The organism is Pseudoalteromonas sp. NZS71_1, assembly GCF_015864305.1.
In the GTDB taxonomy this organism is placed as follows: domain Bacteria; phylum Pseudomonadota; class Gammaproteobacteria; order Enterobacterales; family Alteromonadaceae; genus Pseudoalteromonas; species Pseudoalteromonas arctica.
The window spans coordinates 224403-250194 of record NZ_JADYXM010000005.1 but is presented as its reverse complement, the minus strand read 5'-3'; the positions used below and the strand labels follow the sequence as shown (position 1 = coordinate 250194).

Annotated in this window: 25 protein-coding genes; 16 read left to right on the top strand and 9 right to left on the bottom strand. The window is 38.8% G+C overall.

Features of this window, described 5'->3' with window-relative positions; translation table 11 throughout:
* The first annotated feature begins 31 nt into the window (after positions 1 to 31).
* The 3 genes from gshB to ruvX all read left to right on the top strand — a co-directional run bounded on the left by gshB (position 32) and on the right by ruvX (position 2183).
* Positions 32 to 982 carry a glutathione synthase gene (gene gshB / locus I6F43_RS10515; RefSeq protein ID WP_007585399.1) on the top strand — a complete coding sequence of 317 codons (951 nt, stop codon included), beginning with the start codon at positions 32 to 34 and terminating at the stop codon, positions 980 to 982.
* 155 nt (positions 983 to 1137) lie between these two features.
* On the top strand, positions 1138 to 1695 hold the full coding sequence (locus tag I6F43_RS10510; RefSeq protein WP_007585401.1) for a YqgE/AlgH family protein: 558 nt from the start codon (positions 1138 to 1140) through the stop codon (positions 1693 to 1695).
* 38 nt (positions 1696 to 1733) lie between these two features.
* Positions 1734 to 2183, top strand: coding sequence for a Holliday junction resolvase RuvX (gene ruvX, locus I6F43_RS10505; RefSeq protein ID WP_008170791.1), 450 nt, complete (start codon positions 1734 to 1736; stop codon positions 2181 to 2183).
* 89 nt (positions 2184 to 2272) lie between these two features.
* On the opposite strand, the gene I6F43_RS10500 is transcribed toward ruvX, so the two are convergent.
* Positions 2273 to 3409 carry a PilT/PilU family type 4a pilus ATPase gene (locus I6F43_RS10500; RefSeq protein WP_010553294.1) on the bottom strand — a complete coding sequence of 379 codons (1137 nt, stop codon included), beginning with the start codon at positions 3407 to 3409 and terminating at the stop codon, positions 2273 to 2275.
* 9 nt (positions 3410 to 3418) lie between these two features.
* The gene (locus I6F43_RS10495; protein ID WP_007585408.1) at positions 3419 to 4459 is read right to left on the bottom strand and encodes a type IV pilus twitching motility protein PilT; all 1041 of its coding nucleotides are present in this window, start codon (positions 4457 to 4459) and stop codon (positions 3419 to 3421) included.
* 2 nt (positions 4460 to 4461) lie between these two features.
* On the opposite strand from I6F43_RS10495, the gene I6F43_RS10490 reads away from it, so the two are divergent.
* The 8 genes from I6F43_RS10490 (at position 4462) to I6F43_RS10455 (ending at position 11479) form a co-directional block, all read left to right on the top strand.
* Positions 4462 to 5175, top strand: coding sequence for a YggS family pyridoxal phosphate-dependent enzyme (locus I6F43_RS10490; RefSeq protein WP_007585410.1), 714 nt, complete (start codon positions 4462 to 4464; stop codon positions 5173 to 5175).
* A gap of 17 nt (positions 5176 to 5192) precedes the next feature.
* Positions 5193 to 6014, top strand: coding sequence for a pyrroline-5-carboxylate reductase (proC, locus tag I6F43_RS10485; RefSeq protein ID WP_197102167.1), 822 nt, complete (start codon positions 5193 to 5195; stop codon positions 6012 to 6014).
* Positions 6015 to 6041: 27 nt separating this feature from the next.
* Positions 6042 to 6575, top strand: a complete 534-nt coding sequence (locus I6F43_RS10480) for a YggT family protein (RefSeq protein ID WP_007585413.1) — start codon at positions 6042 to 6044, stop codon at positions 6573 to 6575.
* Between the two features lie 60 nt (positions 6576 to 6635).
* Positions 6636 to 7079 (top strand): DUF4426 domain-containing protein, encoded by a 444-nt coding sequence (locus I6F43_RS10475; RefSeq protein WP_007376526.1) that lies wholly within the window; start codon positions 6636 to 6638, stop codon positions 7077 to 7079.
* A 4-nt stretch (positions 7080 to 7083) separates the two neighbouring features.
* Positions 7084 to 7683 (top strand): XTP/dITP diphosphatase, encoded by a 600-nt coding sequence (locus I6F43_RS10470; protein ID WP_197102166.1) that lies wholly within the window; start codon positions 7084 to 7086, stop codon positions 7681 to 7683.
* Positions 7680 to 8816, top strand: a complete 1137-nt coding sequence (hemW, locus tag I6F43_RS10465; RefSeq protein WP_197102164.1) for a radical SAM family heme chaperone HemW — start codon at positions 7680 to 7682, stop codon at positions 8814 to 8816. Before I6F43_RS10470 ends, hemW begins: the two co-directional genes overlap by 4 nt.
* A 68-nt stretch (positions 8817 to 8884) precedes the next feature.
* On the top strand, positions 8885 to 10720 hold the full coding sequence (locus I6F43_RS10460) for a DUF885 domain-containing protein (RefSeq protein ID WP_165735494.1): 1836 nt from the start codon (positions 8885 to 8887) through the stop codon (positions 10718 to 10720).
* 90 nt (positions 10721 to 10810) lie between these two features.
* Complete coding sequence (locus tag I6F43_RS10455; protein WP_197102162.1) at positions 10811 to 11479, top strand: hypothetical protein; 669 nt, start codon at positions 10811 to 10813, stop codon at positions 11477 to 11479.
* Here I6F43_RS10455 and I6F43_RS10450 read toward each other — a convergent pair.
* Both I6F43_RS10450 and I6F43_RS10445 read right to left on the bottom strand, forming a co-directional pair.
* Positions 11462 to 11905, bottom strand: coding sequence for a hypothetical protein (locus tag I6F43_RS10450; RefSeq protein WP_197102160.1), 444 nt, complete (start codon positions 11903 to 11905; stop codon positions 11462 to 11464). The two genes, I6F43_RS10455 and I6F43_RS10450, sit on opposite strands and share 18 nt — an antisense overlap.
* 8 nt (positions 11906 to 11913) lie before the next feature.
* Positions 11914 to 12630, bottom strand: coding sequence for an SIMPL domain-containing protein (locus tag I6F43_RS10445; protein WP_024590673.1), 717 nt, complete (start codon positions 12628 to 12630; stop codon positions 11914 to 11916).
* Positions 12631 to 12744: 114 nt separating this feature from the next.
* Here I6F43_RS10445 and I6F43_RS10440 point away from each other — a divergent pair, with 114 nt between their 5' ends.
* Both I6F43_RS10440 and I6F43_RS10435 read left to right on the top strand, forming a co-directional pair.
* Positions 12745 to 15414, top strand: a complete 2670-nt coding sequence (locus tag I6F43_RS10440) for a bifunctional acetate--CoA ligase family protein/GNAT family N-acetyltransferase (RefSeq protein ID WP_165735491.1) — start codon at positions 12745 to 12747, stop codon at positions 15412 to 15414.
* On the top strand, positions 15414 to 16367 hold the full coding sequence (locus I6F43_RS10435) for an ion transporter (RefSeq protein ID WP_024590672.1): 954 nt from the start codon (positions 15414 to 15416) through the stop codon (positions 16365 to 16367). Before I6F43_RS10440 ends, I6F43_RS10435 begins: the two co-directional genes overlap by 1 nt.
* 16 nt (positions 16368 to 16383) lie before the next feature.
* Here the strand turns inward: I6F43_RS10435 and I6F43_RS10430 are convergent, their stop codons facing one another.
* Genes I6F43_RS10430 through I6F43_RS10420 form a run of 3 tightly spaced genes read right to left on the bottom strand, consistent with a single transcriptional unit; the run spans position 16384 to position 21531 of the window.
* Entirely contained in the window at positions 16384 to 20886 is a 4503-nt protein-coding gene (locus I6F43_RS10430; protein ID WP_197102158.1) for an EAL domain-containing protein, read from the bottom strand.
* 25 nt (positions 20887 to 20911) lie between these two features.
* Positions 20912 to 21313, bottom strand: a complete 402-nt coding sequence (locus tag I6F43_RS10425) for a GNAT family N-acetyltransferase (protein WP_165725173.1) — start codon at positions 21311 to 21313, stop codon at positions 20912 to 20914.
* Positions 21314 to 21327: 14 nt separating this feature from the next.
* Positions 21328 to 21531 (bottom strand): DUF3283 family protein, encoded by a 204-nt coding sequence (locus tag I6F43_RS10420; protein ID WP_002962585.1) that lies wholly within the window; start codon positions 21529 to 21531, stop codon positions 21328 to 21330.
* Between the two features lie 118 nt (positions 21532 to 21649).
* On the opposite strand from I6F43_RS10420, the gene I6F43_RS10415 reads away from it, so the two are divergent.
* Positions 21650 to 22348: a substrate-binding periplasmic protein gene (locus tag I6F43_RS10415; RefSeq protein ID WP_165722137.1), complete on the top strand. Its 699-nt coding sequence runs from the start codon at positions 21650 to 21652 to the stop codon at positions 22346 to 22348.
* Here I6F43_RS10415 and I6F43_RS10410 read toward each other — a convergent pair.
* Both I6F43_RS10410 and I6F43_RS10405 read right to left on the bottom strand, forming a co-directional pair.
* Complete coding sequence (locus I6F43_RS10410) at positions 22345 to 22590, bottom strand: DUF1289 domain-containing protein (protein WP_007586940.1); 246 nt, start codon at positions 22588 to 22590, stop codon at positions 22345 to 22347. The genes I6F43_RS10415 and I6F43_RS10410 overlap by 4 nt on opposite strands.
* A 105-nt stretch (positions 22591 to 22695) precedes the next feature.
* Positions 22696 to 23829: a 1-acyl-sn-glycerol-3-phosphate acyltransferase gene (locus I6F43_RS10405; RefSeq protein ID WP_024590668.1), complete on the bottom strand. Its 1134-nt coding sequence runs from the start codon at positions 23827 to 23829 to the stop codon at positions 22696 to 22698.
* 387 nt (positions 23830 to 24216) lie between these two features.
* On the opposite strand from I6F43_RS10405, the gene I6F43_RS10400 reads away from it, so the two are divergent.
* Both I6F43_RS10400 and I6F43_RS10395 read left to right on the top strand, forming a co-directional pair.
* Complete coding sequence (locus I6F43_RS10400) at positions 24217 to 25161, top strand: D-2-hydroxyacid dehydrogenase (RefSeq protein WP_007586942.1); 945 nt, start codon at positions 24217 to 24219, stop codon at positions 25159 to 25161.
* A 184-nt stretch (positions 25162 to 25345) separates the two neighbouring features.
* Positions 25346 to 25726, top strand: a complete 381-nt coding sequence (locus I6F43_RS10395; protein WP_007586943.1) for a DUF3192 domain-containing protein — start codon at positions 25346 to 25348, stop codon at positions 25724 to 25726.
* Positions 25727 to 25792: the final 66 nt, after the last annotated feature.

Here is a 25792-nt window from a genome sequence, read left to right as displayed (position 1 = left end):
AAACAGTAACATTTATAGTAAGGCACAGCGCATGGCAATTAAGTTAGGTATTATTTCAGATCCTATTAGTGGATTTAACATCAAAAAAGACACCGGTTTTGCAATGATGATGCAAGCGCAAGAACGCGGCTACGAAATTTATTATATGGAGATGGATGATTTATCTCTTCGTAAAGGTAAGTCGTACGCTACAGCGTCTAAAGCGCAAGTGTTTAATAATGCAGAAAAATGGTACGAGCTTGAAGAAAAAGCCACTATAGCCCTTGCCGACCTTGATGTTATTTTAATGCGAAAAGATCCTCCTTTTGATACCGAATACATTTACGCGACGTATATTTTAGAGCGTGCAGAACAAGAAGGTACGTTAATAATTAACAAGCCACAAAGCCTTCGCGATGCTAACGAAAAGCTATTTACAGCATGGTTTAGCGAACATACGCCAGACACACTTGTTACACGTAGCCAAAAACAAATTCGTGAGTTTTTAGCCGAGCATAAAGACATTATTTTAAAACCCCTTGATGGCATGGGTGGCGCATCTATTTTCCGCCTTAGAGAAGACGATGCCAACATTGGTGTAATTTGTGAAACGCTAACCGAGCACGGCAGCCGCTTTGCTATGGTGCAAAATTACATCCCAGAGATCAAACAAGGCGACAAGCGCGTATTGGTTATTGATGGTGAGGTTATTCCGTATTGTTTAGCGCGAATTCCACAAAATGGTGAAACACGCGGTAATTTAGCTGTTGGCGGTCGAGGCGAAGCCCGTCCACTTAGCGAGTCAGATTTAAAAATAGCGCAAGCGGTTGCACCAACGCTTAAAGAAAAAGGCTTAATATTTGTAGGTTTAGATATTATTGGCGATAAATTAACTGAAATTAACGTAACTGCACCAACGTGCGTGCGCGAAATTGAAGCTGCTTATGATATTTCTATTACAGGTATTTTGTTTGATGCCATTGAAAGAAAGCTAGATAAATAAGTATCTACCTATCGTTATTAAAAGCACTTTCGTGTCATAAATTTTAATATAGTTGTTAACTATTAATTTTTAAACTGTATGAAAGTGCTTTTTTAGTTTTAAAAACAAAGGTATGTGCCATACTCAAAGTTCATTAACTAAAAAGGGTGAAATCTATGCAGTCATTAGAAAATCATTTTTTAATCGCGATGCCGTCGATGCAAGACCCTTTTTTTAAACGTGCTGTTACCTATATTTGTGAGCACAATGAAGATGGGGCTATGGGCTTGGTAATAAACCAACCTATTGATGTTACTGTTGGCGAACTTTTAGATAAAATAGAAATTGATAACGACAAAACTCAAAACGCAGCAAAAGTAAGTGTGTTTGCAGGCGGACCCGTTAAAACTGACCGTGGTTTTGTTTTGCACTCTCCTCAATCAGGTTATTCAGCAAGCCAAAAACTCAGTAGCGATATTATGATCACTACCTCAAAAGACGTTTTAGCAAGCTTAACTACCGCACAAGCACCCGAACAATTTATTATTACATTGGGTTATTCAGGATGGGAGCAAGGACAACTCGAACAAGAGTTACTTGATAACAGTTGGTTGATCATAGAAGCCGATCCGAAGATCATTTTTGATACCCCCGTTGAAAAACGATGGGAAAAAGCAGTTTCAATGTTGGGCTTTGATATTAGCCAACTCAGCCCTGAAGCTGGTCACGCATAATAGTAACTTAACCCTTAGCAAACTTAAACAAGATACACATGACAAAAAAATCGCTTAAGCCGCAAGGCGAACGCACTGTAATGGGCTTTGACTTTGGCACCAAAAGTATTGGTATTGCTATTGGGCAAGAGCTAACAGGCAGCGCGTCTAGCCTTAAGGCTGTAAAAGCACAAGATGGCATTCCTAACTGGGACCATATTGCTGTACAAGTAACCGAATGGCAGCCTGACTTAATGGTTGTTGGCTTACCACTAAATATGGATGGAACGTCACAAGAGGTTACCTTTAAAGCAAAAAAGTTTGCCAACAGATTACATAATCATTATGGCATTCCTGTGCAAACACAAGACGAGCGTTTAACGACTGCAGATGCTAAAGCGCGACTTTTTGAAAGTGGTGGCTATAAAAACTTAGGTAAAGGTAACGTAGATAATATGTCTGCGGTTATTATTTTAGAAAGTTTTTTTGAGTCTAGTTACGGTGAATAAGCCCGCTATATAAATAACCCGTTATATAAATAAAAAGCGCCAATTGGCGCTTTTTTTATATTAAGTATTTATATTCATTACTTTTTAAATCATTGATCGCTATTTTTATCGTCAAGGCCATCAATAGTAACGCCTTGTAAAAAGCCCGCACCTTGCTGTTCGTTATTGCGCAGTTTAATCATTAAGCGTAAATCATTTGGCGAATCAGCATGATGCAGTGCATCAGCGTAATTAATTCGCTGCTGTCTATACAGCTCAAATAATGCTTGGTCAAAGGTTTGCATGCCCATTTCTTTCGATTTAGCCATTGCCTCTTTAATACCACCAATATCACCGTTTTTAATCAGTTCAGCAACCATTGGTGAGTTAAGCAATATTTCAATAGCTGCAACACGGCTTTCACCATCAGCAGTCGGCACTAATTGCTGCGCCACGATAGCACGTAAATTAAGTGCTAAATCGTACTTAAGCTTATCGTGTTTTTCTTTTGGAACTAAATGCATAATACGGTCAATCGCTTGGTTAGCATTATTAGCATGCAGTGTTGCAACACATAAATGACCTGTTTCGGCAAAGCTTAGTGCGTATTCCATAGTTTCTTGAGAGCGAATTTCACCAATCAAAATTACATCGGGAGCTTGGCGTAATGAGCTTTTAAGTGCTGACTCAAAGCTTTCGGTATCAAGCCCTACTTCGCGTTGAGTAATAATACTTTTACGATGCTCATGAACAAATTCAATCGGATCTTCAATAGTCAGTATATGACCACGTTGATGTCGGTTTCTGTAGCCAATAAGTGCGGCTAGCGAGGTTGATTTACCCGTGCCAGTACCACCAACGAACAAAACAAGGCCACGCTTAGACATAATTACATCGGTAAGAATAGAAGGAAGACCTAGCTCACTCACATCAGGTATTTGCGTCACAATACGGCGAATAACCATACCTGCTTTATCGCGTTGCCAAAAGGCAGAAATACGAAAGCGCCCTTCGTCGGTGGCAATCGCAAAGTTACATTCTTTCGTTGTATGAAACTCTGCTTTTTGCTTTTCGCTCATTGCAGATTCAACTAACTCAAGCGATTGCTCATCTGTAAGCCTATCGTCACTGAGGGCTGTTAGCTCGCCGTTTATTTTTGCACTTACAGGTAGCTGACTCGATACAAATAAGTCAGAACCTTTTTTCTCAATCATGATGAGTAAAAAGTCGTTTAAAGATAAAGCCATAATAGTTTCTTACCCACCAAATTGTGTTTTGTCTTGTGCTTTTTCTTTCGCTGCCGCATTTGTAACAATGCCGTGATTAACTAAATTAGTTAAACATTGATCCATTGTTTGCATGCCCACAGACGCACCGGTTTGAATAGACGAGTACATTTGTGCAATTTTATCTTCACGAATTAAGTTACGAATAGCAGGTACTGCAATCATAATTTCGTGTGCTGCAACTCGCCCGCCACCAATCTTTTTAAGCAGTGTTTGCGAGATAACAGCACGCAAAGATTCAGATAACATTGAACGTACCATTGATTTTTCTTCACCTGGGAATACATCGATAATACGGTCAATGGTTTTTGGTGCAGATGTTGTATGCAACGTGCCAAACACTAAGTGACCCGTTTCAGCAGCGGTCATTGCAAGACGAATTGTTTCTAAATCACGTAACTCACCGACCAATATTACATCTGGATCTTCACGCAATGCACTACGTAGCGCGTTTGAAAAGCTATGAGTATCGCGATGTACCTCACGTTGATTAATAAGGCTTAATTTATTATCGTGAACAAACTCGATTGGATCTTCTATTGTTAGAATATGGTGATGTTTATTTTGATTTATATAATCGACCATAGCGGCAAGTGTTGTTGATTTACCAGAGCCCGTTGGACCTGTCACTAACACGAGTCCACGTGGGGTATCGGAGATTGTTTTAAAAATATCTGGCGCACCTAAATCATCAAGCGTTAACACTTCACTTGGTATGGTACGAAATACCGCAGCAGGCCCGCGATTAGAGTTAAACGCATTCACACGAAAACGTGCTAAATTAGGCACTTCAAACGAAAAATCCACTTCGAGATTTTGTTCATAGTCCTTGCGTTGATTATCGTTCATAATATCGTAAACCAGACTGTTTACGTCTTTGTCTGCAAGGGCTGGTATATTAATGCGGCGAACATCACCGTCTACGCGTATCATAGGTGAAACACCCGACGATAAATGTAAATCGGATGCTTTGTGTTGCACACTAAACGCTAATAATTCGGTAATATCCATTTATGACTCCACAACTAACTGATAAATATATGGTTACAATAGCAGAACGACTCACATCCGCCTACGCTAGAATTGCAGACGCGGCAAAAATTGCACAACGAAACACTAACGAAGTCACTCTACTGGCAGTGTCTAAAACTAAACCAAGCGAAGATGTTATTGCAGCTTATGAGCATGGTCAGCGCGAATTTGGTGAATCTTATGTTCAAGAGGCTATAGATAAAATAGCTCAACTACAGTCATATAGCGACATCATTTGGCATTTCATTGGCCCTATTCAATCTAATAAAAGTGCTTTAGTGGCTGCCAACTTTGATTGGGTGCAAAGTGTTGATCGCATAAAAATAGCGAAACGATTAGATTCCCAGCGCCCAGACGATAAACAGCCTCTTAATATACTTATTCAAGTAAATATAAGTAATGAGGAAGCGAAGTCGGGTTGCCACCGCGATGAAATAGATGAACTTGCCGATTTTATTAACCAATGTGAGCACTTAACACTTCGAGGTTTAATGGCAATTCCCGCTAAAAGCAACGATCTGGATACGCAAATTCAATCTTTTGAGCAATTACAAACTTGCTTTGATAAACTAAAGACCCAATATCCTCAAGTAGATACTTTGTCGATGGGTATGAGTAACGATGTTGAAGCTGCCATTAGTGCAGGTTCAACCATGGTAAGGATCGGCACAGACATTTTTGGAACACGAACTTAAAAGGTGATAATAGATTTATGTCAGATAAAAAAATCGCATTTATAGGCACAGGTAATATGAGCTACGCCATTATTGGTGGCATGGTAAAAAACGGTTTTAACGCAAGTAACATTATTGCGACTAACCGCAACCAAGAAAAGCTTGAAAAGGTAGCCTTTGATTTCAAGGTGCAAACCACCAGTGACAATAACGAAGCCCTGCGCGATGCTGATGTAATTGTTTTGTCTGTTAAACCACAAATGATGGGCGATTTATGTAAATCGTTTCAAGAGTCGGGCGTAGATTTTAGCGATAAACTGTTTATTTCTGTTGCTGCTGGCTTAACTGTAAAACGTTTACGTGAAATGCTAGGTCAAGACGTTAAAATGGTACGTTGCATGCCAAATACACCGTCTTTATTAGGCCGTGGTGTATCAGGTTTATATGGCGCGGGCGAAACACAAAGCGAACACGAGTTTGTACAACAAGTTTTTGAATGCACTGGCATTGTTGTATGGGTCGAAAAAGAATCACAAATTAACGATATTATTGCTGTGACCGGCTCATCACCAGCTTACTTTTTCTTATTTATGGAAGCCATAGAAGAAAAAGCCAAAGCGCTGGGTTTTAATGATGAAGACGCTCGTCGTTTAGTACAACAAACAGCCCTTGGCGCCGCAGAAATGGCACTTAGCCAGCCTGATATTACTATTTCGCAACTACGTTCAAACGTAACATCTAAAGGCGGTACTACTCACGCAGCTGTTGAGCACTTAAAAGATGAAGGCTTAACTAAAACCGTTGGCGATGCAATGGATGCGTGTATTGCGCGTGCGATGCAAATGGAAAAAGAACTTTAAAACCACTTTTTTATTGAAGGTTACACTATGAATGCCATGCAATTTTTAATCAGTACCCTGTTTGATTTGTTTTTAATGGTGGTATTACTGCGCTTTTGGCTGCAGTGGGCAAAAGCCGACTTTTATAATCCAATGAGCCAGTTTGTGGTTAAAGCCACTTCGTTTGCGGTAAAACCACTGCGTAAAATCATTCCGGGATTTGGCGGACTTGATTTAGCATCTCTGTTGTTGGCATTTATAGTGGCTGTAGCCAAAATTAGTACTTTAATGCTTGTTATATATAATGCGTGGGCAATACAGCCAGTAATTATACAAGCACTTATAACGGTACTAAAAGAAGGCCTTAACTTAGTTTTTTGGGTACTTATTATTCGCGCTATTTTAAGTTGGGTTAGCCAAGGTTATAACCCTATAGAAGCGGTTTTCCATCAGCTTACTGAACCAATGCTAAAACCAATTCGTAAAATATTGCCATCAATGGGTGGCTTAGATTTATCAGTTTTAGTGCTTATTATTGGTATTCAGTTTTTGCAAATGCTGCTTATGGATTTTTTAGTCTAATATGGATTTTTTAATTAGAGGCCCAAAGGCCTCTTTTTTATATGTTTTGAGGAATACATAATGAACCGTTTAATTAAGTTTTGTTTTATTGCTTGTTTAGCATTTGCATTTAACGCGCAAAGCGAAGAAATGCAAGGCGCACAATATAAAGAGCTTGGCCCTTGGCAAGTGCATTACATCGCCTTTCCTTCTACTTTTATTCAGCCAAAAATAGCAAAAGCGTATGGCCTTGAGCGAAGCGGATACAAAGGCATTGTGAATATTTCTGTTTTAAAAAATGATGCCGAAAATACAGCCCAAACAGCAAAGCTTACTGGCACAGCTAGAAACCTACTTGGCAATAAACAAACGCTTACTTTTAAAGAAGTAAAAGAAGGTGATTCAATTTATTACCTTGCCCAAGTTGATTATACCAACGAAGAGATTTTACGCTTTGAGATTGAAATACAACAAAGTAATCAATTTCAAAAATTACAGTTTCAGCAAAAATTTTACGTAGATTAATAACATGACCAAAACTTTAGTACTTGCTACAGGTAACCCTGGCAAAGTAAATGAGCTAGCTAACATGCTAAGCCCTCTGAATATTAATGTAGTTCCACAGAGCGATTTTAACGTAGGTGAAGTTGCCGAAACCGGCACTACCTTTGTTGAAAATGCCATTATTAAAGCGCGTCATGCCGCTAAAATCACTGGCATGCCTGCTATTGCCGATGACTCAGGTTTAGAAGTTGATGGCCTAAATGGCGCACCCGGTGTTTACTCTGCCCGTTTTGCAGGCCCAGGTGCCAGCGATCAAGATAACATTGATAAGTTACTCGTAGACTTGGGTAATAACCCTATCCGTAGTGCTCGTTTTTGGTGTGTACTGGTATTAATGCGCCACGCAGATGACCCTACCCCCCTTATTTGCAGTGCAAGCTGGGAAGGCAAAATTACGCTCACTCAAAATGGCAACGGTGGCTTTGGTTACGACCCTGTATTTTTTGTACCAGAGAAAAATTGTACCAGTGCTGAGCTTACAAAAGAGCAAAAAAATGCAGTGAGTCATCGCGGCCAAGCACTACAAAAACTATTGCTAGAGCTACAGCAAAAAGGCGGCCTGTGAACCTTCCACCACTGAGCTTATATGTGCACGTACCTTGGTGCGTGCAAAAATGCCCGTACTGCGATTTTAATAGCCACGGACAAAAAGGTGAAATACCTGAAGCTGAATATGTTCAACACTTAATTGATGACTTAAAAGCTGATTTGCACCTAGTGCAAGGGCGTAAAATTCATAGTATTTTTATTGGCGGCGGCACTCCGAGCCTATTAACTGGTGCAGCTTATACCCGTTTATTAAATGAAGTCGACAACCTAATTGGTCTTGAAGAACACTGCGAAGTTACCCTTGAAGCCAACCCAGGTACAGTAGAAACAGGTCGTTTTAAAGATTACGTAAAAGCAGGCATTAACCGTATTTCTATCGGTGTGCAAAGCATGCAAAACGACAAGTTAAAAGCACTTGGTCGGATTCATGGCAGCGACGAGGCAAACTATGCCGCGCAACAAGCTAAAGAAGCCGGTTTAAATAGCTTTAACCTTGATTTAATGCATGGCTTACCTGGGCAAACACTTGATGATGCACTGAGTGATTTAAAACAAATAATAGCGCTCGATCCACCGCATATATCTTGGTATCAATTAACTATTGAACCCAATACTCAGTTTGCTTCAAAACCACCTACCTTGCCACAAGACGAAATACTGTGGGACATTCAAGAGCAAGGGGTCGAGTTACTAGCTCAAGCAGGTTACATACAATACGAAATATCGGGCTATGCAAAACCAGGTTATCAGTGCCAACATAACTTGAATTATTGGCGTTTTGGCGATTATCTCGGTATTGGCTGCGGCGCGCATGGTAAGGTTACTGATGCAAATACAGGGCTTATTACGCGTACTGAAAAGGTTAAACACCCACGCGGCTATATGGATTTAATTAAACCGTATATGTATAAAAGCTGGCATGTAGAGCAAGACGATTTAGCGTTTGAATTTTTTATGAATCGCTTTCGCCTTGTTGAGCCTTGCCCAATTAATGATTTTAATAAACTTACAACACTGCCACTGCAAAGTCAGCAAAGTGCATTAAACCAAGCAATTAATAAAGGTTTATTGACTCAAACAGACAGCCATTGGCAGGTAAGCTTAAAAGGTCATCGCTTTTTAAATGACCTGCTAGAATTATTTGTGTAGCCCCCAGCGCTACACAAAAAATAAATATAAAATACCCTAATGGGTTTCTAACAACAAAAGGGAAAACAATGCGTAAACTTACTTTTATTGCGGCCGCAGTAAGCGTTGCACTACTTGCTGGTTGCCAGCAAACAACACAACAAGCGACTTCAGCTCCTATTGCACAAGCAGTTCAATCACAACAAAGTGAAATAGACAAAGCCAATGCATTTTTTGAAGATACATTTAACCGCGACGTAATGAGCAGTCCTGTATATCAAACATACATGGGTATTAAGCAAGATTACGATAAGTGGGATGATGGCAGCGAAGAAAGACAGCTTAAAGATTTAGCGCAAACAAAAGCTGACCTAGTTGCACTAAAAGCAATCAGCCGTGATTTATTAGATGATGCAACAAAAGTTAGCTACGACTTAAAAAAACAAGATCTTGAAAGCTCAATTGCTGACTTTAAATGGCGCTACCATAATTACCCTGTGAACCAAATGTTTGGTACGCATTCTATGATCCCTGCATTTTTAATTAATCAGCACTCAATTAGTAATGTAAAAGAAGCTAAAGACTACATTTCACGTTTAAATGGTGTAACTGGTGTTATTGATCAGCTTATCGTTGATTTAACTGTACGTGCAGAAAAAGGCATCATAGCCCCTAAATTTGTATTCCCGCATGTTATTGATTCAAGCAAAAACATTATTCACGGTGCACCGTTTGAAAAAGGCGATGATTCTACATTGCTTGCTGACTTTAAACGTAAAGTAACAGCGCTTGAAATTAGCCAAGACGAAAAAGACTCGTTAATCAGCGATGCATCAGATGCATTAAAATCAGCTGTTAAACCATCTTACTCTAAGTTAATTAATTACCTTGCACAGCTTGAAAAACGCGCAGATGATCGCGATGGCGCATGGAAATTACCTGATGGCGAAGCGTTTTATAACAACGCACTTAAGCGCACAACTACAACAGATTTAACTGCTAAAGAAATCCATGCAATTGGCCTATCTGAAGTGGCACGTATTCATGATGAAATGCGTGAAATTAAAGACAAAGTTGGCTTTAAAGGCGACTTAAAAGCGTTTATGCAGTTTATGAAAACTGACAAGCAATTTTACTACCCTAATGATGCACAAGGTAAACAACGCTACCTTGATGAAGCCACTGGGCTTATTGATACAATGAAAACGCGTTTAGATGAGTTATTCATTGTTAAACCAAAAGCAGGTTTAAAAGTAAAAGCGGTTGAAGCATTCCGTGAAAAAGCAGCAGGTAAAGCATTTTACCAACAGCCAGCTCCTGATGGTTCACGCCCAGGTGTTTACTACGCTAACCTTTACGATATGGAAGCAATGCCAACGTATCAAATGGAAGCGCTGGCATACCACGAAGGTATTCCGGGACACCACATGCAAATAGCTATTTCGCAAGAACTAGAAGGTATTCCTAAGTTCCGTAAGTTTGGTGGCTACACAGCGTATATTGAAGGCTGGGGTTTATACTCAGAGTTCATTCCTAAAGAAATGGGCATGTACTCAGACCCTTACTCAGATTTTGGTCGTCTTTCAATGGAATTATGGCGCGCATGTCGCTTAGTTGTTGATACGGGGATTCACGCAATGAAGTGGACTCGCCAAGAAGGTATTGATTACTACGTAAATAACACGCCTAATGCAACATCTGACGGTGTTAAAATGGTTGAGCGTCACATTGTAATGCCTTCACAAGCAACAGCTTATAAAGTGGGTATGCTTAAGATTTTAGAGCTTCGTGAAGAAGCTAAAAAGCAACTTGGTGATAAATTTGATATTCGCCAGTTCCACGACGTAGTGCTTAAAAATGGTCCTGTACCACTTAATGTACTAGAAAACTTTGTTAATGAATGGGTAGCAAGCAAAAAGGCTTAAAACCAATTTAAACAATTGCTTTAAATATGAAAAGGTCGCATTTGCGACCTTTTTTGTTTTATAGTAGTAAAAAAGATTTTGGAAATAATAATGGATTTAAGCATACAACTACTTAATGCGCGTATTTCAAAGCAGCAGTTAAATGAGCTCGATAACGACTTTAGGCAGTTAAGCCCTGCTCAGCAAACTTTGCAGCTTAACCATTTATATGACAGCGCCCAACGGTTGAGTGTTAAGTATGACTTTATGCAAAACATAGCAATCCGTATATTAAGTACTAATACAGCACCTTCTCTATTTATTAATCAACTCACTAATATTGACGCATTGAGCTTTTTCACCCCAGCGCTGAGAGTAAATAAAGGCTTTTTAGTACAAGATACTCAAGGAAATAACGTACTGCACAATGTGTTTAAGCATGCCGATGCTACAAAGCTGCCATTTAACTATGTACGCTCTTTAATGTTGTTTGAATCAAATGATGACTTAGTTAAAGCACTCGCGCAGCCCAACTCTCACGGATTAACACCAGCTGCCTGCTACATTGCCTATGCAAATAAACCGAGCACACCGGTAAAGCATGAATTTTCAGCTTTGTTAGCATTAATGGAAATAGAGCAAAAACAAAACCCTAACGTAAAACAGCAGCTTGCCAACGTACTAAAAGGGCAAAAAGTTAACGAGACCACAATTTTACTTAGCGCCGCTTACTTGCAACGCTCAACGGCGCAAGTTACTCACTTAATCAAGGCGCTTTAATTCACTCACAACTTCTGTACGCACACTGTCTATGGCATGTGTAATAGATTGCGCAGCACTTTGCTGATCAATCATATTTGGCCAATTTGTTTGCCAGACCTTTTGTAAGTCTTTTGTTTTTAAATGTACTTTATCAACGGCTAAGTAGCTTAAGTCATGAATTAAGTTAACTTTAACCCAGCCTTTTCTAGGGCTGCCATCTATTTTGTTATTATCGTAATGTGCCGCAAATACAATAAGCTCAAGCTCGGCTAGTTCTTGTAATATTTGAAAGCTAGCAATGCGTGTATTATTGTTCTCTTCACTTGCCTCCATTCGCCATGCATTATAACTAAAGCCAATAAACGCAAACACCACGCTCGCTATAGCAGTAAAAAAATACGAACGGGGCGCCAGTACAAACTGACCATATTTAGACTCTGACATATTATTTCCTAGTCATTTAAATAATATTCAACACTGGTTACCACTCTTATATTTTTTATCTGCGGTGTGTTTGAATCTCGATTACTGATACTAAATTGCCCTTGGCGAGCTGTTTTTATTTTGCCTAATTTTGAATTAGAGTCTTTAGCAAATTTATTAGCGACTTCACGCGCTTTTTCAGTTGCTTCTTGCACCATCGCAGGTTTTACATCATTGAGGCCTGTAAAAATGTATTCAACTTTAGTTTCGTAGCTGTCCTGCACTATCGCGATATCTTGTTTAGCAAGCTGGCTTACTTTACTCAGCGCGTTTTGCACTTTATCTGGCGCATCAGAATAAACAATAATATTTGAACGCACTATGTATCTAAATTGCTGATTTTCATTACTGTATTCACGTGCTTGCTTATCAATAACTGACTGGCTGCCTATTGTTATTTCATCGTCGTCAAAACCATGCAGTTTTAAGAAAGCAGTTACAGCATCATTTTTTTTCTCAACTCGGCTGACTAATTTTTCAAGGTTATTGTCGGCATCACTAAATTGCAGAGGCCAAATTACCGTATCGGCTATTACTTCTCGCTCGGCCAATCCCTTAACCTGCACAGTACGTTCCATCTCTTTTACACTGAGAGCTGTGCTCTTTAAAATAAACCCTAAGCTAATTAAGCCTATACTTAAACAAATAGCCGCTATAACAATGTAAAAACCGGGGGTTTTATTCACAATAATCTCCTTGATTGATATCAATAATAAGCATCTAGACGCTCGAAATAACACAGTAAACAGGGTACATTGAGACTATAAATAACGCAAAATTTAATCAGCCTAGGAAAAACCATGAGCCTTAAGCGCATTACCCAGTTTTTTAACCCAAGCTCAGTGGCCGTTATTGGTGCCTCTAATATATCAACTCGTGCTGGTTTTGTGGTTATGCGCAACTTACTTCAAGGCGGTTTTAAAGGGCCGATAATGCCCGTTACTCCAAGCCATAGCGCAGTACATGGCGTACTTGCTTACCCCTCTATTGCTGACTTACCAAAAGTACCCGACCTTGCTGTTATTTGTACTAACAAAAATACCTTAATTGATATTATTGAGCAGCTTGGAGAGCTTGGCTGTAAAACGGCTATTGTTATTGCAGATGGGCTTTCTGGAGAGCAAAAAAGCGCACTTAAAGCATGCGCTCAAGCCAAACAGGTTACTTTGCTTGGACCCAATTGTTTGGGCTTGCTGATCCCTCATATTGGTTTAAATGCGAGCTTTTCACATACTGTAGCAAGCCCAGGTAAAATTGCATTTGTATCGCAATCAGCAGCAGTATGCTCAACTATTTTAGATTGGGCTAAAAACAAAGAAATTGGCTTTTCATATTTTGTATCGGTAGGTGATTGCCTTGATATAAACTTTAATGAACTACTCGACTTTTTAGGTCGTGATGCTAAAACCAAAGCTATTTTACTCTACATTGATAACATTGAAGATATTCGTGGCTTTATATCAGCAGCAAGAGCTGCGGCCTTTAGTAAACCTGTAATTGCAATTAAAACAGGTAAAACAAGTGCAGGCGCACTTGCAGCCGAAATTCACACCGGCGGAAAGCAAAGCTCTGATGCTGTTTACGATGCGTTATTTCAACGTGCAGGTATGCTGCGCGTAAATGATTTACGAGAGCTATTTGCAGCGACACAAACACTCGCCATGCATCCAAAATTATTAAAAGTAGAGCAACTGACAATTTTAACTAATGGTGGCGGCCCGGGTGTTATGGCCGTTGATGAGCTAATTCAAAGCTCCGGTAAATTAGCCGAGTTGAGCGCTGAAACCCGAAATGCGCTAAATAAAGTAATTCCGCAATCAGAAACCACCTCAAACCCTGTGGATATTTTTGGCGATTCAGCACCTGCGCGTTATAAGCAAGCATTAGAAATTTTACTGCACGCAAAAGAAGTTAAAAACTTACTGATTATCCATACTCCATCAGCGCTTGCGCCCAGCGAAGACTACGCCAACATTATTGTAGAAACCTTACAAACATTACCCAAAATGGCACGCCCTTACGTTATAACTAATTTTATGGGTGAAGACGCATCTTACGCCGCCAGAAAAGTGTGCTCAAACAACGCAATACCAACTTATAGAACACCAGAGGGTGCTGTTGGCGCGTTTATGCACTTGGTAACGTATCGCCGTAACCAAAAGCATTTAACGCAAACACCTGAGTCGAATACAGATGACGCAAAAATAAATAAAGTAGCAGCTAAAGCGCTTATTAATGAGTTTTTAGATGACGGACAAAGCTACTTACCTACCCATCAGGCAAGCCAAGTATTAAATCACTATGGTATTACATGCATTCAAACTGAGGTGGCTTACACCCCAACAGAAGCCAGAGAGCAAGCCATAGAACTTGGTTTTCCGGTCGCGTTAAAACTTATTAGCCCAAGTATTGCTTCAAAGTCTGAAGTAGGTGGTGTGGTGCTTAACTTAAACGACGCCAACGAGGTTGAACAAACCGCTTTTGCAATGCTTATCCGTATTAAAAACACTTATCCGGATGCTGTTATTGAAGGGTTTTCATTACAAAAAATGGCGCCGCGAGCAGGCGCAAATGAGCTGCGAATTGCAATTAAAACCGAGCCTAATTTTGGTCCTGTTATATTATTAGGTGAAGCAGGCACCGGCCTTGAATATGCGCAAGCCGCCGTTGCTCTGCCTCCACTAAATATGAACTTAGCAAAGTATTTAATTGCCGCAGCGCACGATAAAGGCGTACTAAAGGAGCGCATATTACCCGAAAAAGTTGATAAGTATCGTTTGTGTGCACTGCTAACGCGTATTTCTCAGTTAGTTATTGATCAACCTGACATAAGCTCAATGGAACTTAATCCTATACTTGCCAGTAATGGACAGTTTTTAGTGCTCGATGCCACCATGACACTTAGCCGTTATCAAACTCAGAGCAATCGTAAGCGCTTATCTATTCGTCCCTACCCTATAGAACTTGTTGAAGTGGTAACACTTAAAAACGACACCCAAGCTACGCTCAGACCAATAAAGCCAGAAGATGAACAAGCTCATAAAGCATTTGACGAGTCACTTAATAAAGAAGACAGATATAAACGCTTTTTTGGCGAACTACCACAATTTAACCACGATCAACTCGCGAAAATGACGCAAATTGATTACGACCGTGAAATGGCGTTTATTGTTTGCCAACGCTTTGAAGGTAAAACTCGCACATTAGGTGTGTCTCGCGTCATTATGGACCCCGATAACCTGCATGCTGAGTTTGCCATTGTAGTACGCTCAGATTGCCAAGGCTTAGGGCTTGGTCGCATACTAATGAGTGCTGCAATTAACCACTGTAAACGCCAAGGTGTTGAGTCGATTGAAGGCATAACTTTACCAGAGAATACGGGGATGATTGAGCTTGCCCGTAAGTTAGGCTTTAAAATTAGTCGCGACTTTGAAGAAGGCAGTATTAATATGGTACTTAAACTTAAATAATGAATGAACCACACACTTTAAGACAAAAAATGGCTTGCCTGTTTGAAGGCACAGGCCAGTACCATCGAGCAGGACATATTCTTGATATTGCACTCATTAGCTTAATAATGATTAACGTTGTAGCCATTGTTATTGAATCAATTCCAAGTGTGGCAGAGCAGTATTACAACGAATTCTTAGTTTTAGAAATTGTCTCGGTCGCTATTTTTGCTATTGAGTACTTAGCCAGACTTTGGGCTTGCGTAGATAAAACACAATATGCAGCAATGGAAGGGTCTCATACCAAACGTCGGCTTAGCTATTTTTTCTCCCCTTTGGCAATTGTTGATTTAATTGCGATTTTACCAAGCTTAATGATGTTTTTATTTCCTCTCGATTTACGTTTTTTACGCGTGCTCCGACTATTAAGGGTATTTAAACTCACTCGCTACTCACGCGCCATGCAGCTACTTTTAAAAGCCTTTAACGATGAAGGTAGTTCATTAATGGCTGCTTTTTTTATTATGGCCGTCGTGCTTATTTTAGCTTCATGCGGAATTTACTTAATTGAGCACGACATACAACCCGATAAATTTGGCTCTATTCCTGCGGCTATGTGGTGGGCAATGGCAACATTAACAACCGTTGGTTATGGCGATGTAGTACCTATAACACCATTGGGTAAGTTTTTCGGCGGGGTTATTACACTACTGAGCATGGGAATGGTTGCGATACCTACCGGTTTACTGGCGTCTAGTTTTTCAGAACAAATACGTAAACGCCGCCAATTTTTTGAAGATGCCGTACATGAACAAATTCAAGATGGCACTCTTAATGATACTCAACAAGAACACCTAGAAGAACTACGCTATAAATTAGGCTTGAGTAAACTAGAAGCTAATAAGGCCATTAAAACGCAGTTGAATGAGCATAATAGCCATTTGTTTTGCAGGCACTGCGGTAAAAGGCCTTAAATATGTACTGCTATTATTAATTAAATATATCACTCCAATTGCGATTAATAAGCGGTAGCACTTCGGTATTAGGTACCGGTTTACTAAATAAGTACCCTTGAAAATGCATGCATCCTCGCGCCTTTAAAAAGGCGAGTTGGTGCGAGCTTTCTACGCCTTCAGCTACACATTCTTTACCTAAACTATCTGCAAGCGCGAGTATTGATTGAATAATAGCTTCATCGTCAGAATCTATGCCTATGTCTTGTACAAAGCTTCTATCTATTTTTAATACATCAATAGGAAAACGCTTTAAATAAGTAAGCGATGCGTAACCCGTACCAAAATCATCCATATACAATCTACAGCCCAACTTTTTAAGTTGTTCCATGCTGTGTAGCGCTTCTTTTGAATCACGCATTAATATTGATTCGGTTATTTCAAAAACAATTGCCTCAGACGACACTCCTGAATTACTTAACGCTTTTTTAATTTCAGGAACAAGGTCTTTAAACTCAAAATCAAGAGCCGATAAATTAATAGATAAATACAGGCTAGGTGAGGCTTTTCGCCACTCTTTTAGCTCTAATAAAGCGCGCGCAAAAGTCTGCAGCATAATTTTTGTAATTAGGCCTATACCTTCTGCTGCCACCGAAAACTCTTGAGTTTGCACAAGCTTATTTTCAGGCCAACGCAGCAGTACTTCAAAGCCTTCTGTTTTTTGACTTTCAGCGTTAATGATAGGCTGGTAGTAATTACAAAATTCTTCTTCTTGATACGCTTTAGTTAGCTGAGACTCAAGATGCAACGCTCTTTGAACATGCTGATTCATCTCTTGCTTATAAAACTGATAACGCCCCTCTAAAGAGTCTTTTGCATGATATAACGCTATGCTCGCAGCTTTTAAAAGCGCAGAGCCTTGCTGTGCATCATCTGGTGATATAGCCACACCAATACTTAAATTAACGTTTACAACTTGGCCATTAATCGTAATATTTTGATTCACACAATCCATCAACTTAGTGCATATAATGAGTACTTGTTCGATTTGCTGAATATCTTCCACCAGTACTACAAATTCATCGCCACCAAATCGAGCAACACTATCAGACGGACGCAAGGAGCATTTTAAACGCTCAGCAACTTCTTTAATTAGTTCATCAGCAACTGCATGCCCCAAAGAGTCATTAAAGTATTTAAAACGCTTAATATTTATATGTAATAAAGCAACTTTACATTCGTGCAATTTTGCTTGCTCAAGGGCGTGTTCAACGCGGTCATTAAATAACGTACGATTTGGCAACCCTGTTAATGCATCGTAGTTGGCCAATAAGTGCAGCTCGTTTTCGGCTGATTTTTGTGCGTTTATATCGGTTAAAATAATGACATAACTATTAAGGCGCTGTTCGTTATCGGCCACTGCACTTATTTTCACAAGTACATGACGCGACTCACCACTTGCTAAAACTACACTGTCTTCACACGAAAAGTGTTCTCCAATAGATAGCTTTTGCATTATGCGTAAATAATCAAAACGATTGCTGCGCGATATACCTAAATTTAATGCTCGACTAGATAACGACTCAGCAGAGAAGTTAAAGGCGGTTTGCAGTGATTTATTAGAAGCCCGAATATTTAAATTTTTATCGAGGATAAACACCCAATCACGTGTTTGCTCAAATGCTGCCGTAAATAATAAAGCGTGTTCTTCAAACACCATCTCACGGGTCATATTTGTGTAGGTACCCGCTACTTTTTGTGGCGTTTTATCATCCCACTCAACTACTTTTCCAAAATCTTTATACCAGCGCCAATAGCCTTTTGCATGGCGCAGGCGGTAGGTGCAATTAAAGTAACCTTTATCGGTAGATAAAAACTCAAGCCACTCTAAGCGAAATAGCTGTTTGTCTTGCGGATGAATTTTAGATAAATATTCATCAAGGCTCACGGTTTCATTTTCGTAGCCTAACTCACTCGCTAAGCGAGGTTGGTAAATACTTGGATTGCTTGATTCCCAATCCCAAACACCCGATTCGCTGCCTTCAAGCGCTAGTTTTAAACGCGCTTCGCTTTCTTTACTTTCTTTATTTGCTGCCAATAAAATACGCTGAATTTTATTACGCCGCATAACCCACATGGCAACAAAGCCAATAAACAGCATGCCGTAAAGCACCATAAAATAAGGTGCACGCCAAAGTGGATACTTTACTTTTATTTTTAAAATAGCAGGCGAGGTATATTCGCCAGTCAGGGGGTCTTTAGCCCAAACTTTTAATTGATAATTACCTGGATTCAATTTTGGAAACAATACACGGTTGTTATTTCGGGTATAACTTTTTTGTCCGTTATCAAGTTGATACTCATAAATGATGCGTTCTTGATTACTAAATGCCATGGCCGAAAATGCAACTTCAAGCCCTATATCATCATGGTTTAAAACAACCTCGTTGAGCGGTTGTTTTAGATCAAGCGATAAATCTCGTGACATTAAATCTACTCGCGTAATATTTACGTGATCAATAAGCGACTGATAGTTTTGGTTTTCCATTGGATGAAAATAAGTAAAACCTTTTAAGCTACCATACGCAATATGGCCATCTTTGAGCTGTGCCATGGCGTTGCTATTAAACTCAGCAGAGAGTAGCCCTTCTGATGTAGAAAATTGCTGAAAATGAAGTGTTTCTGGGTTTAATCGCCAAATGCCTTTATGGCTACTCATCCAGATCATGCCATCATCATCTAGCACCATATCGTATAGCAGAGTGCCTAATTTATTCCTTTCTAAATCAATTGTATGGACTAATTGATAGGTAGATGCGTCAAGGCCTATTAAGCCGAAATTAGAAAGTGATATCCACAATATATTGTTGTTATCAATTAAGTAAGAAAGCACACTAATGGCTACGTTTTCATGCTGTTTTGGCACTTTATAAATCATTTTAAGTGCTAAATCACTTGGGTTTACTTGGTATAAAATACCGGCATTAAAAAATAATGGTGAATCTGGTTTATTGCTCAGCGCAGGTAAAAAACCATGGGCTAAAAAGGGTTCAAATTGATCAAACTGGCCACCCAAACGCGTTATTACTTGAGAATCTATATTGTATATAAATACCCCATGATCTGAGTGTACAAAGTATAGATCGCCATTTGGCATTAATGTAACGCCATGTACCCTACCGGTAATTAACTCCTGATTAGCAGGGTTATGCACTTTAGGTTCGCTAACTTGATGCGTTACAGGGTCAAAAATAAACAAACCACGGTTCGTATAAAGCCATAAATTATTTTTATAAGGCGTTATTTCATATACGGTAAACTCAGTGGTGAGTAAGTCGACTTTGTAATCTTTTAAATAAGCTTTACCAATATTTGTTTTTAAATCAACCTCGGTAATACCGTTATGCGTTGCAAGCCAAAGCTTGTCTTTATATTCGGTAATCCCCCAGATAGAGTGATGCGATAAACCATCCCCCCCGAGCAAAGTGCCATCGACATTATTAAAATGATAGCTGTCATGAGATAAATAAAACGCACCATCAGTCTTAGTCGCAACCCACGTACCACCCGATTTATCTTTTGCCATATCAATAATACTGGTATCGGCAAGTGTGTACTTACTTTGGGCTATTCGAGTGTTTTTAATCATCTCCCCGGTGTTTAAATCAAATTTAAACAAGCCTTTGTCGGTAGCTAAATCTATTGTTCCGTGTTCGTTTACTATGCTCCAAACATTTAGGTCACTTAGTAATACTTTACTTTTAAAAGGTAAATCTGGGCGTTCAAACATTTTTGATAAATTACTAATATCAACTTCGTATAAGCCTTGTACCGCCCCTACTAACAACTGTTTATTTTCACCTAATGCGAAAGACTTAACATTATTTTGGTAAATATGTTCAGCTTCACCTTTTAAATGCTGCAGGGGTCTAACTTGCTCTGTGGCAATATCAAATACGTATGCGCCATGGCTTGTACCTATAAATATATAACCATTGTAAGCAAACAGCTTTCTCACAAGAGTATTTTTATATTTAGCAGGCAGCTCAAAAATAGTTGTTATTTTTCCGGTTGCGATATCAAGCTTTGCAAAATCGCGGCCTCGGCCAATCCAAAGTGTTTTTTTATCAACGGCCACCATACTAAACACAGACTGATTGATAATCTCTTCTTCACTGGTAGGTTTTTCTAGAAATTGCTGATATGAATCTGTTACGGGGTCGTATCTAAATAGGCCTGCAAGTAAAGAGGCTATCCAAATGTGCCCTTGAGGGTCTTGGTAAATACGATCAATGATCGCTTCTTCTAATTCACCATTAGGGCCGTTTATTGGAATAACTTGATAGCCATCATAACGATTAAGCCCAGCCTCAGTAGAAAGCCAAAGGTAACCATTAGTGTCGATAAGCATTGTATTAACGTAGCTTTGCGATAAGCCTTCGCTTGGAGATAAACGTTTTACTTGTGCGCCTACTTGGCAACTTAGGATAGTTATTAAAACTACAAAGCAACTAATGATCCCATTAACGCATTTACTCATGCTTATTCCATATTATTATTTATTATTATGGGTACTCTAGAGCGACTATATTTCGATGTTTGTAAGTATCAAAAAGTACTTGTAAAGCAAGAGTATATGTTAACACCTGGTTAAAACCAATAGCACAATATAAATCAACTACGTTTTTATATGCGAAGGTATTAATCACCTTATCTTGCGACTTTAAGAGTGTTGATAATAGCTGTTTAGCAACACCTTTACCGCGATGTTCCAGCGCAACAAACACGGTAGATAAAAATAAGAACTCTGTCTTATCTTGCAGCCTACATGCTGCAACTATTTCATTATTATAGTAAGTAACCCATACCTTATCTTGTTTATTAGCCCGCCCTCTTACATTATGTTTTTTATAAAATTTATTAACGAGTGGAACTTTTAGCCCATCCAGCAACTCAACTGTATACATTTTTATATCAACACTTAGCTAAGCATTAGCGCTAAATATTGCTCAAATTTTTGCTTCAAAACCATTTGTTCAGCCATTGGACGGCTATGGATTGTATTATAAACTTGCTCTCTCGTTTTTTTATTTCGCTTAATTTGATACGCCCAAAAAGACGCTTCATAATCTAACTGAATTTGGTATTTTTCTTCACGTGGCAATAGGCATAAATTAAAACTCACAATACTTCCTCATTCGCTTTTAAAATTATTTGATTAACCCCGAAACTGGGCAAGAGGTAATCTCCTTGTTATTATACGCGTCTTATTTTATTTATTTCTGTAGTAATTGGAACTGATAATGAATAGACATTTTAGTATCTTGTTATTATTGGTAAATTTATTTTTTAGTGCCTCTTGTTTTAGTCATCAATACAACCTCACTTTTAATCGTCCGCAAAGTACACCACAAGCTGATTATGCCTTAGAGTTATTAAAGTTAGCATACGCAGATATCGGTTTTAAAATACATATAATCGATTTTAGCCACCAAAATGCTTTGCTAGCTGCAAATAATGGCGTACTTGATGGGCAGTTAGGAAGAGATGCAAGCGTTGAAAAAAATTACGAAAACTTAATTAGGGTCGATTATGAGCTCTTTAAGTTTGACTTAGTATTGTATAAAAACTGTTTACCTAGCAGTTTAGAACAGCTCGATAGCGTCGCAATTGTTGATGGCTACCCTGTCCAAGAACATTATTTAGCAAGCACACAGTTTGCAGGGAATATTATTAAAGTTAAAAGCATGAATACCCAACTTAATTTGCTTGCTCAGAAAAAAGTACAGGGAGCTTTAATGATTAATTTTATAATGCAAAACAATGAGCTCCCGTCACCTCAAGGTTGCTTTGTAAAAGAAGTGCTGAATACTTATCCGCTTTATCATTATTTAAATAAGCGTAATGAAAACTTGGTAGAAAAGCTTAAAATGTCATTAATTAACTTAACTAACAATGGCACTGTGTACGCACTAAGAGCCAAGTATGGATTAAGCTTTTAAAAGTCGAACCCTTGCTGCTGCGCCTGTGTGCTTGGCACTGCATTTTGCTGCTTTTTTTGAAGATAACGTTTGTAGCGCTGCTGGCACAAACTAAGCACCTTCTTTTTTTGGTCGTTGGTTAAGGTATTCCACGAAAAGCGTTCATCCCGACTACGATAACACCCTTTGCAATACCCTCTGTTATTAACTAAGCAAATACTCTTGCAAGGACTTGGAATATCAAATATTTCAATTTGTTGCATGCATAAGTACCGCCCAGTTGAAGAGGAGGTATTAGTATAGCGTTATTTTTGAGCAAAAAAAAAGCAGCAATTTAATTGCTGCTTAGTTTCATTGAGCTGTGAGTATTAATGTTCACAGCTATTAGTATTTATCTCTGTTTTACGGTGAAATGGCTTAGCGTACATAGCTAGCACTAATGGTTTTAACTCTTCAGGTACACAGGCTAAACGTTGTTCAAATGTCGCTGTATCAGGAGAGTCTATTACCGCATCTTTACAACCACCAGCGATGTAATTGCCTGGGTGTAAATAAAACGAATCAACAATTTGCCTATCAATTGTTTTAGCAAGCTCTTCAGCACTATCACATTTAGATTCAATTGGTTGCCCAAATGCTAAATGCACGTGCCCTTTAGCAGTACTAAAGCCTTCAACAATGCTCGCAATATCTTCACCAGCCGATTTAACGTACTCACCATGGTGTTGCTTGTGGTAAAGCTCTTTGGCTTTAGCAATTGCACACGGCTCATATTGATAAGAAATAGAAACAGGCACTATTTTTAACTCTTTAATATAATCGCCAAACTCTTTCTTTTGTTTACGCCCATTTAATTGCAGCATTTTTAAAAGCGCAGGATCAGTTTGATCAAAACCGTCTTTTGCACGCCCTTCTTTTTGCGCAATCCAAATAGAATTTCCACCGACCACAGAATCGTAAATGTATGACGATAATTGAGTCAGTGCTTTTAACATCTCTTTTGGTGCTTTAGCAGAGCGCTTAACTATAAAGCTTTTATTTAGACGCATAAGCTCAGTAATGTAAGGTATTTGCAATAAATTATCGCCAATAGCAATACGCACTGTTTTCATTTTATGTTGGTATAAACCCCAGTTAACTAATGCAGGATCAAGCACTATGTCTCTGTGGTTTGAAATAAATAAATAGGCCTGGTTAGCATCTAACTGTTCTAACCCAGAAAAGGTAACTTTTGATGTGGTGCGCTTCACTAGTTTATCTAAGTATTGTGCCACTTCATTTTGCACATCTTCAACGGTGCTTACTTTGCCCCATTTTTTGCGTAACTGACTTCTTACCATTGGACGCGCAATAAAAGGCACTGCCGATAAAAAGCGCGGTAAATTATACTTTGCTATTACATCAATAAACGCATCATCGTTAATTAAACGTGTAAGCGACGCCGCAACTTCGTCGTCGTTGTATGGGCGTATATCTGCGTATTTATCTTCTAATTCACTCATTACTACATCTACAATGTTAAAAAACGGTACGCCAAAGCGCACCGTTTATGTCTATATCCGATTATAACTCAGCCAATCTAAAATGCGAAATAACCAAAAAAACGATTTTTATTTTTAGCAACTTGTTTTAAAGCCGAGTTTAATTACCTTCTATGACCATGAGCTTGCTTAAAAGTGCAAAAATCTGATCAGTCTAGCAAAATACCATGTTCTCAATCTGCTAGTGGGCAGACCACTAATACAAAGCCCTCTAATCATTTGGTAGTAATACCATTAACAAAGCCTTTCTTTCGTAGTACCTTAAGCTCGTATTTTAGATTTTTGATGGATCGTAGGCATCTTTTTACGATTTTAACTCTTTCAGATCCACTTATTTTAGGGCTCATAATGAACATTACTATTCTTGATAACGCAACGTTAGCTAAAACGTCTCTTACTGGTATTGAACAACTTGGTAAATTAACGACTTATGAACTTACTAGCCCAGAGCAAGTTATTGAACATTGCCAAGGCGCTGATGTATTAATCACTAATAAAGCCGTTTTAAATCGCGACACTATTAGCAAACTTACACAGCTTAAATTAATTTGCGTAAGTGCAACTGGTACTAATAATGTTGATCTAGAAGCCGCTAAAGAATTTGGTATTGCCGTAACTAATGTAGCTGGCTATTCAACACCTTCTGTTGTTCAACATACATTTTCTTTAATTACTAACTTACTGGGTAACACACACCGCTATCAGGCGGATTGCCAGCAAGGCGCGTGGCAAAAAAGTGAAATGTTTTGCATACTCGATTACAGCTTTAACGACTTACAAGGTAAAACATTTGCCATTATAGGCGGTGGTACGCTAGGTAAAGGCGTTGCTAAAGTGGCTGAGGCATTTGGCGCAAATGTTATTGTTGCAGAGCGCAAAGGTGTTAAATGTCGCGACGGTCGTACGCCTTTTGAAGACGTCATTAAAACAGCCGATATAATCAGCGTACACTGCCCGCTAACAGATGAAACACGTGATTTAATTGCACTTAATGAGCTTAAAATGATGAAGCCAAGCGCTATAATTATTAATACAGCACGTGGTGGAATTATTAACGAATCCGACTTAGCTACAGCGCTTGAGCAAAACCTAATTGCTGGAGCCGGTGTTGATGTACTAACTAAAGAACCAGCTGAGCTTTCAAACCCACTTGCTAATTACAAAGGTAATAACCTTTTACTTACTCCACATATAGCATGGGCAAGCACCGAATCTATTGTGCGTTTAATTAATGAAGTAAGTTTAAATATTGCTGCATTTAATAAAGGCGAATCACGCAACCGCTTGGTGTAGTGATTTTATTGTAGTAATCAAATAAGCTAAAAAATGGCTGTTTTTACTAATACATTTAATATTTTATTAGATGAAAACAGCTTACCCCCTTAACAAACTGATTAATAACAACTTATAAATATGGTCTACTCTTTGCTTTAATACAGCTAATAACCAATTAAAAATCTTATTAAGGTAAATAAAAATGAAAAAATCACTTTTAGCAGCCGCTTTAATCGCTCCATTTTTAACAGGCTGTGTTATTGCCGTATCAGATGGTGAAGCTGAGACTCATTGGGCTGGTAAGAATTCATCTAGCTGGCAAGCACAACATAAAAATAATCGTGAAGTTATATCAGAGCTAAAAATGGATAGCAGTTACCAATCTGTTTTGACGCAATTAAAAACGCCTAATTTCACAGAGCTATTAAAAAAAGATGACGATGTATACCAAGTACTTTTTTATGTAACCCATAGCAAGCATTCAGATTCTAAAACAACGAAAGATGAATGTACGCCACTTGTATTCAAAAATGATAAGTTAGTGGGCATTGGTGAAACCGCTTTAGGTATGATCACGCAGTAACCAATAAAAAATGTTTGATACAAAAACGCCAATATATGAATATTGGCGTTTTTGTATATTAAGTTT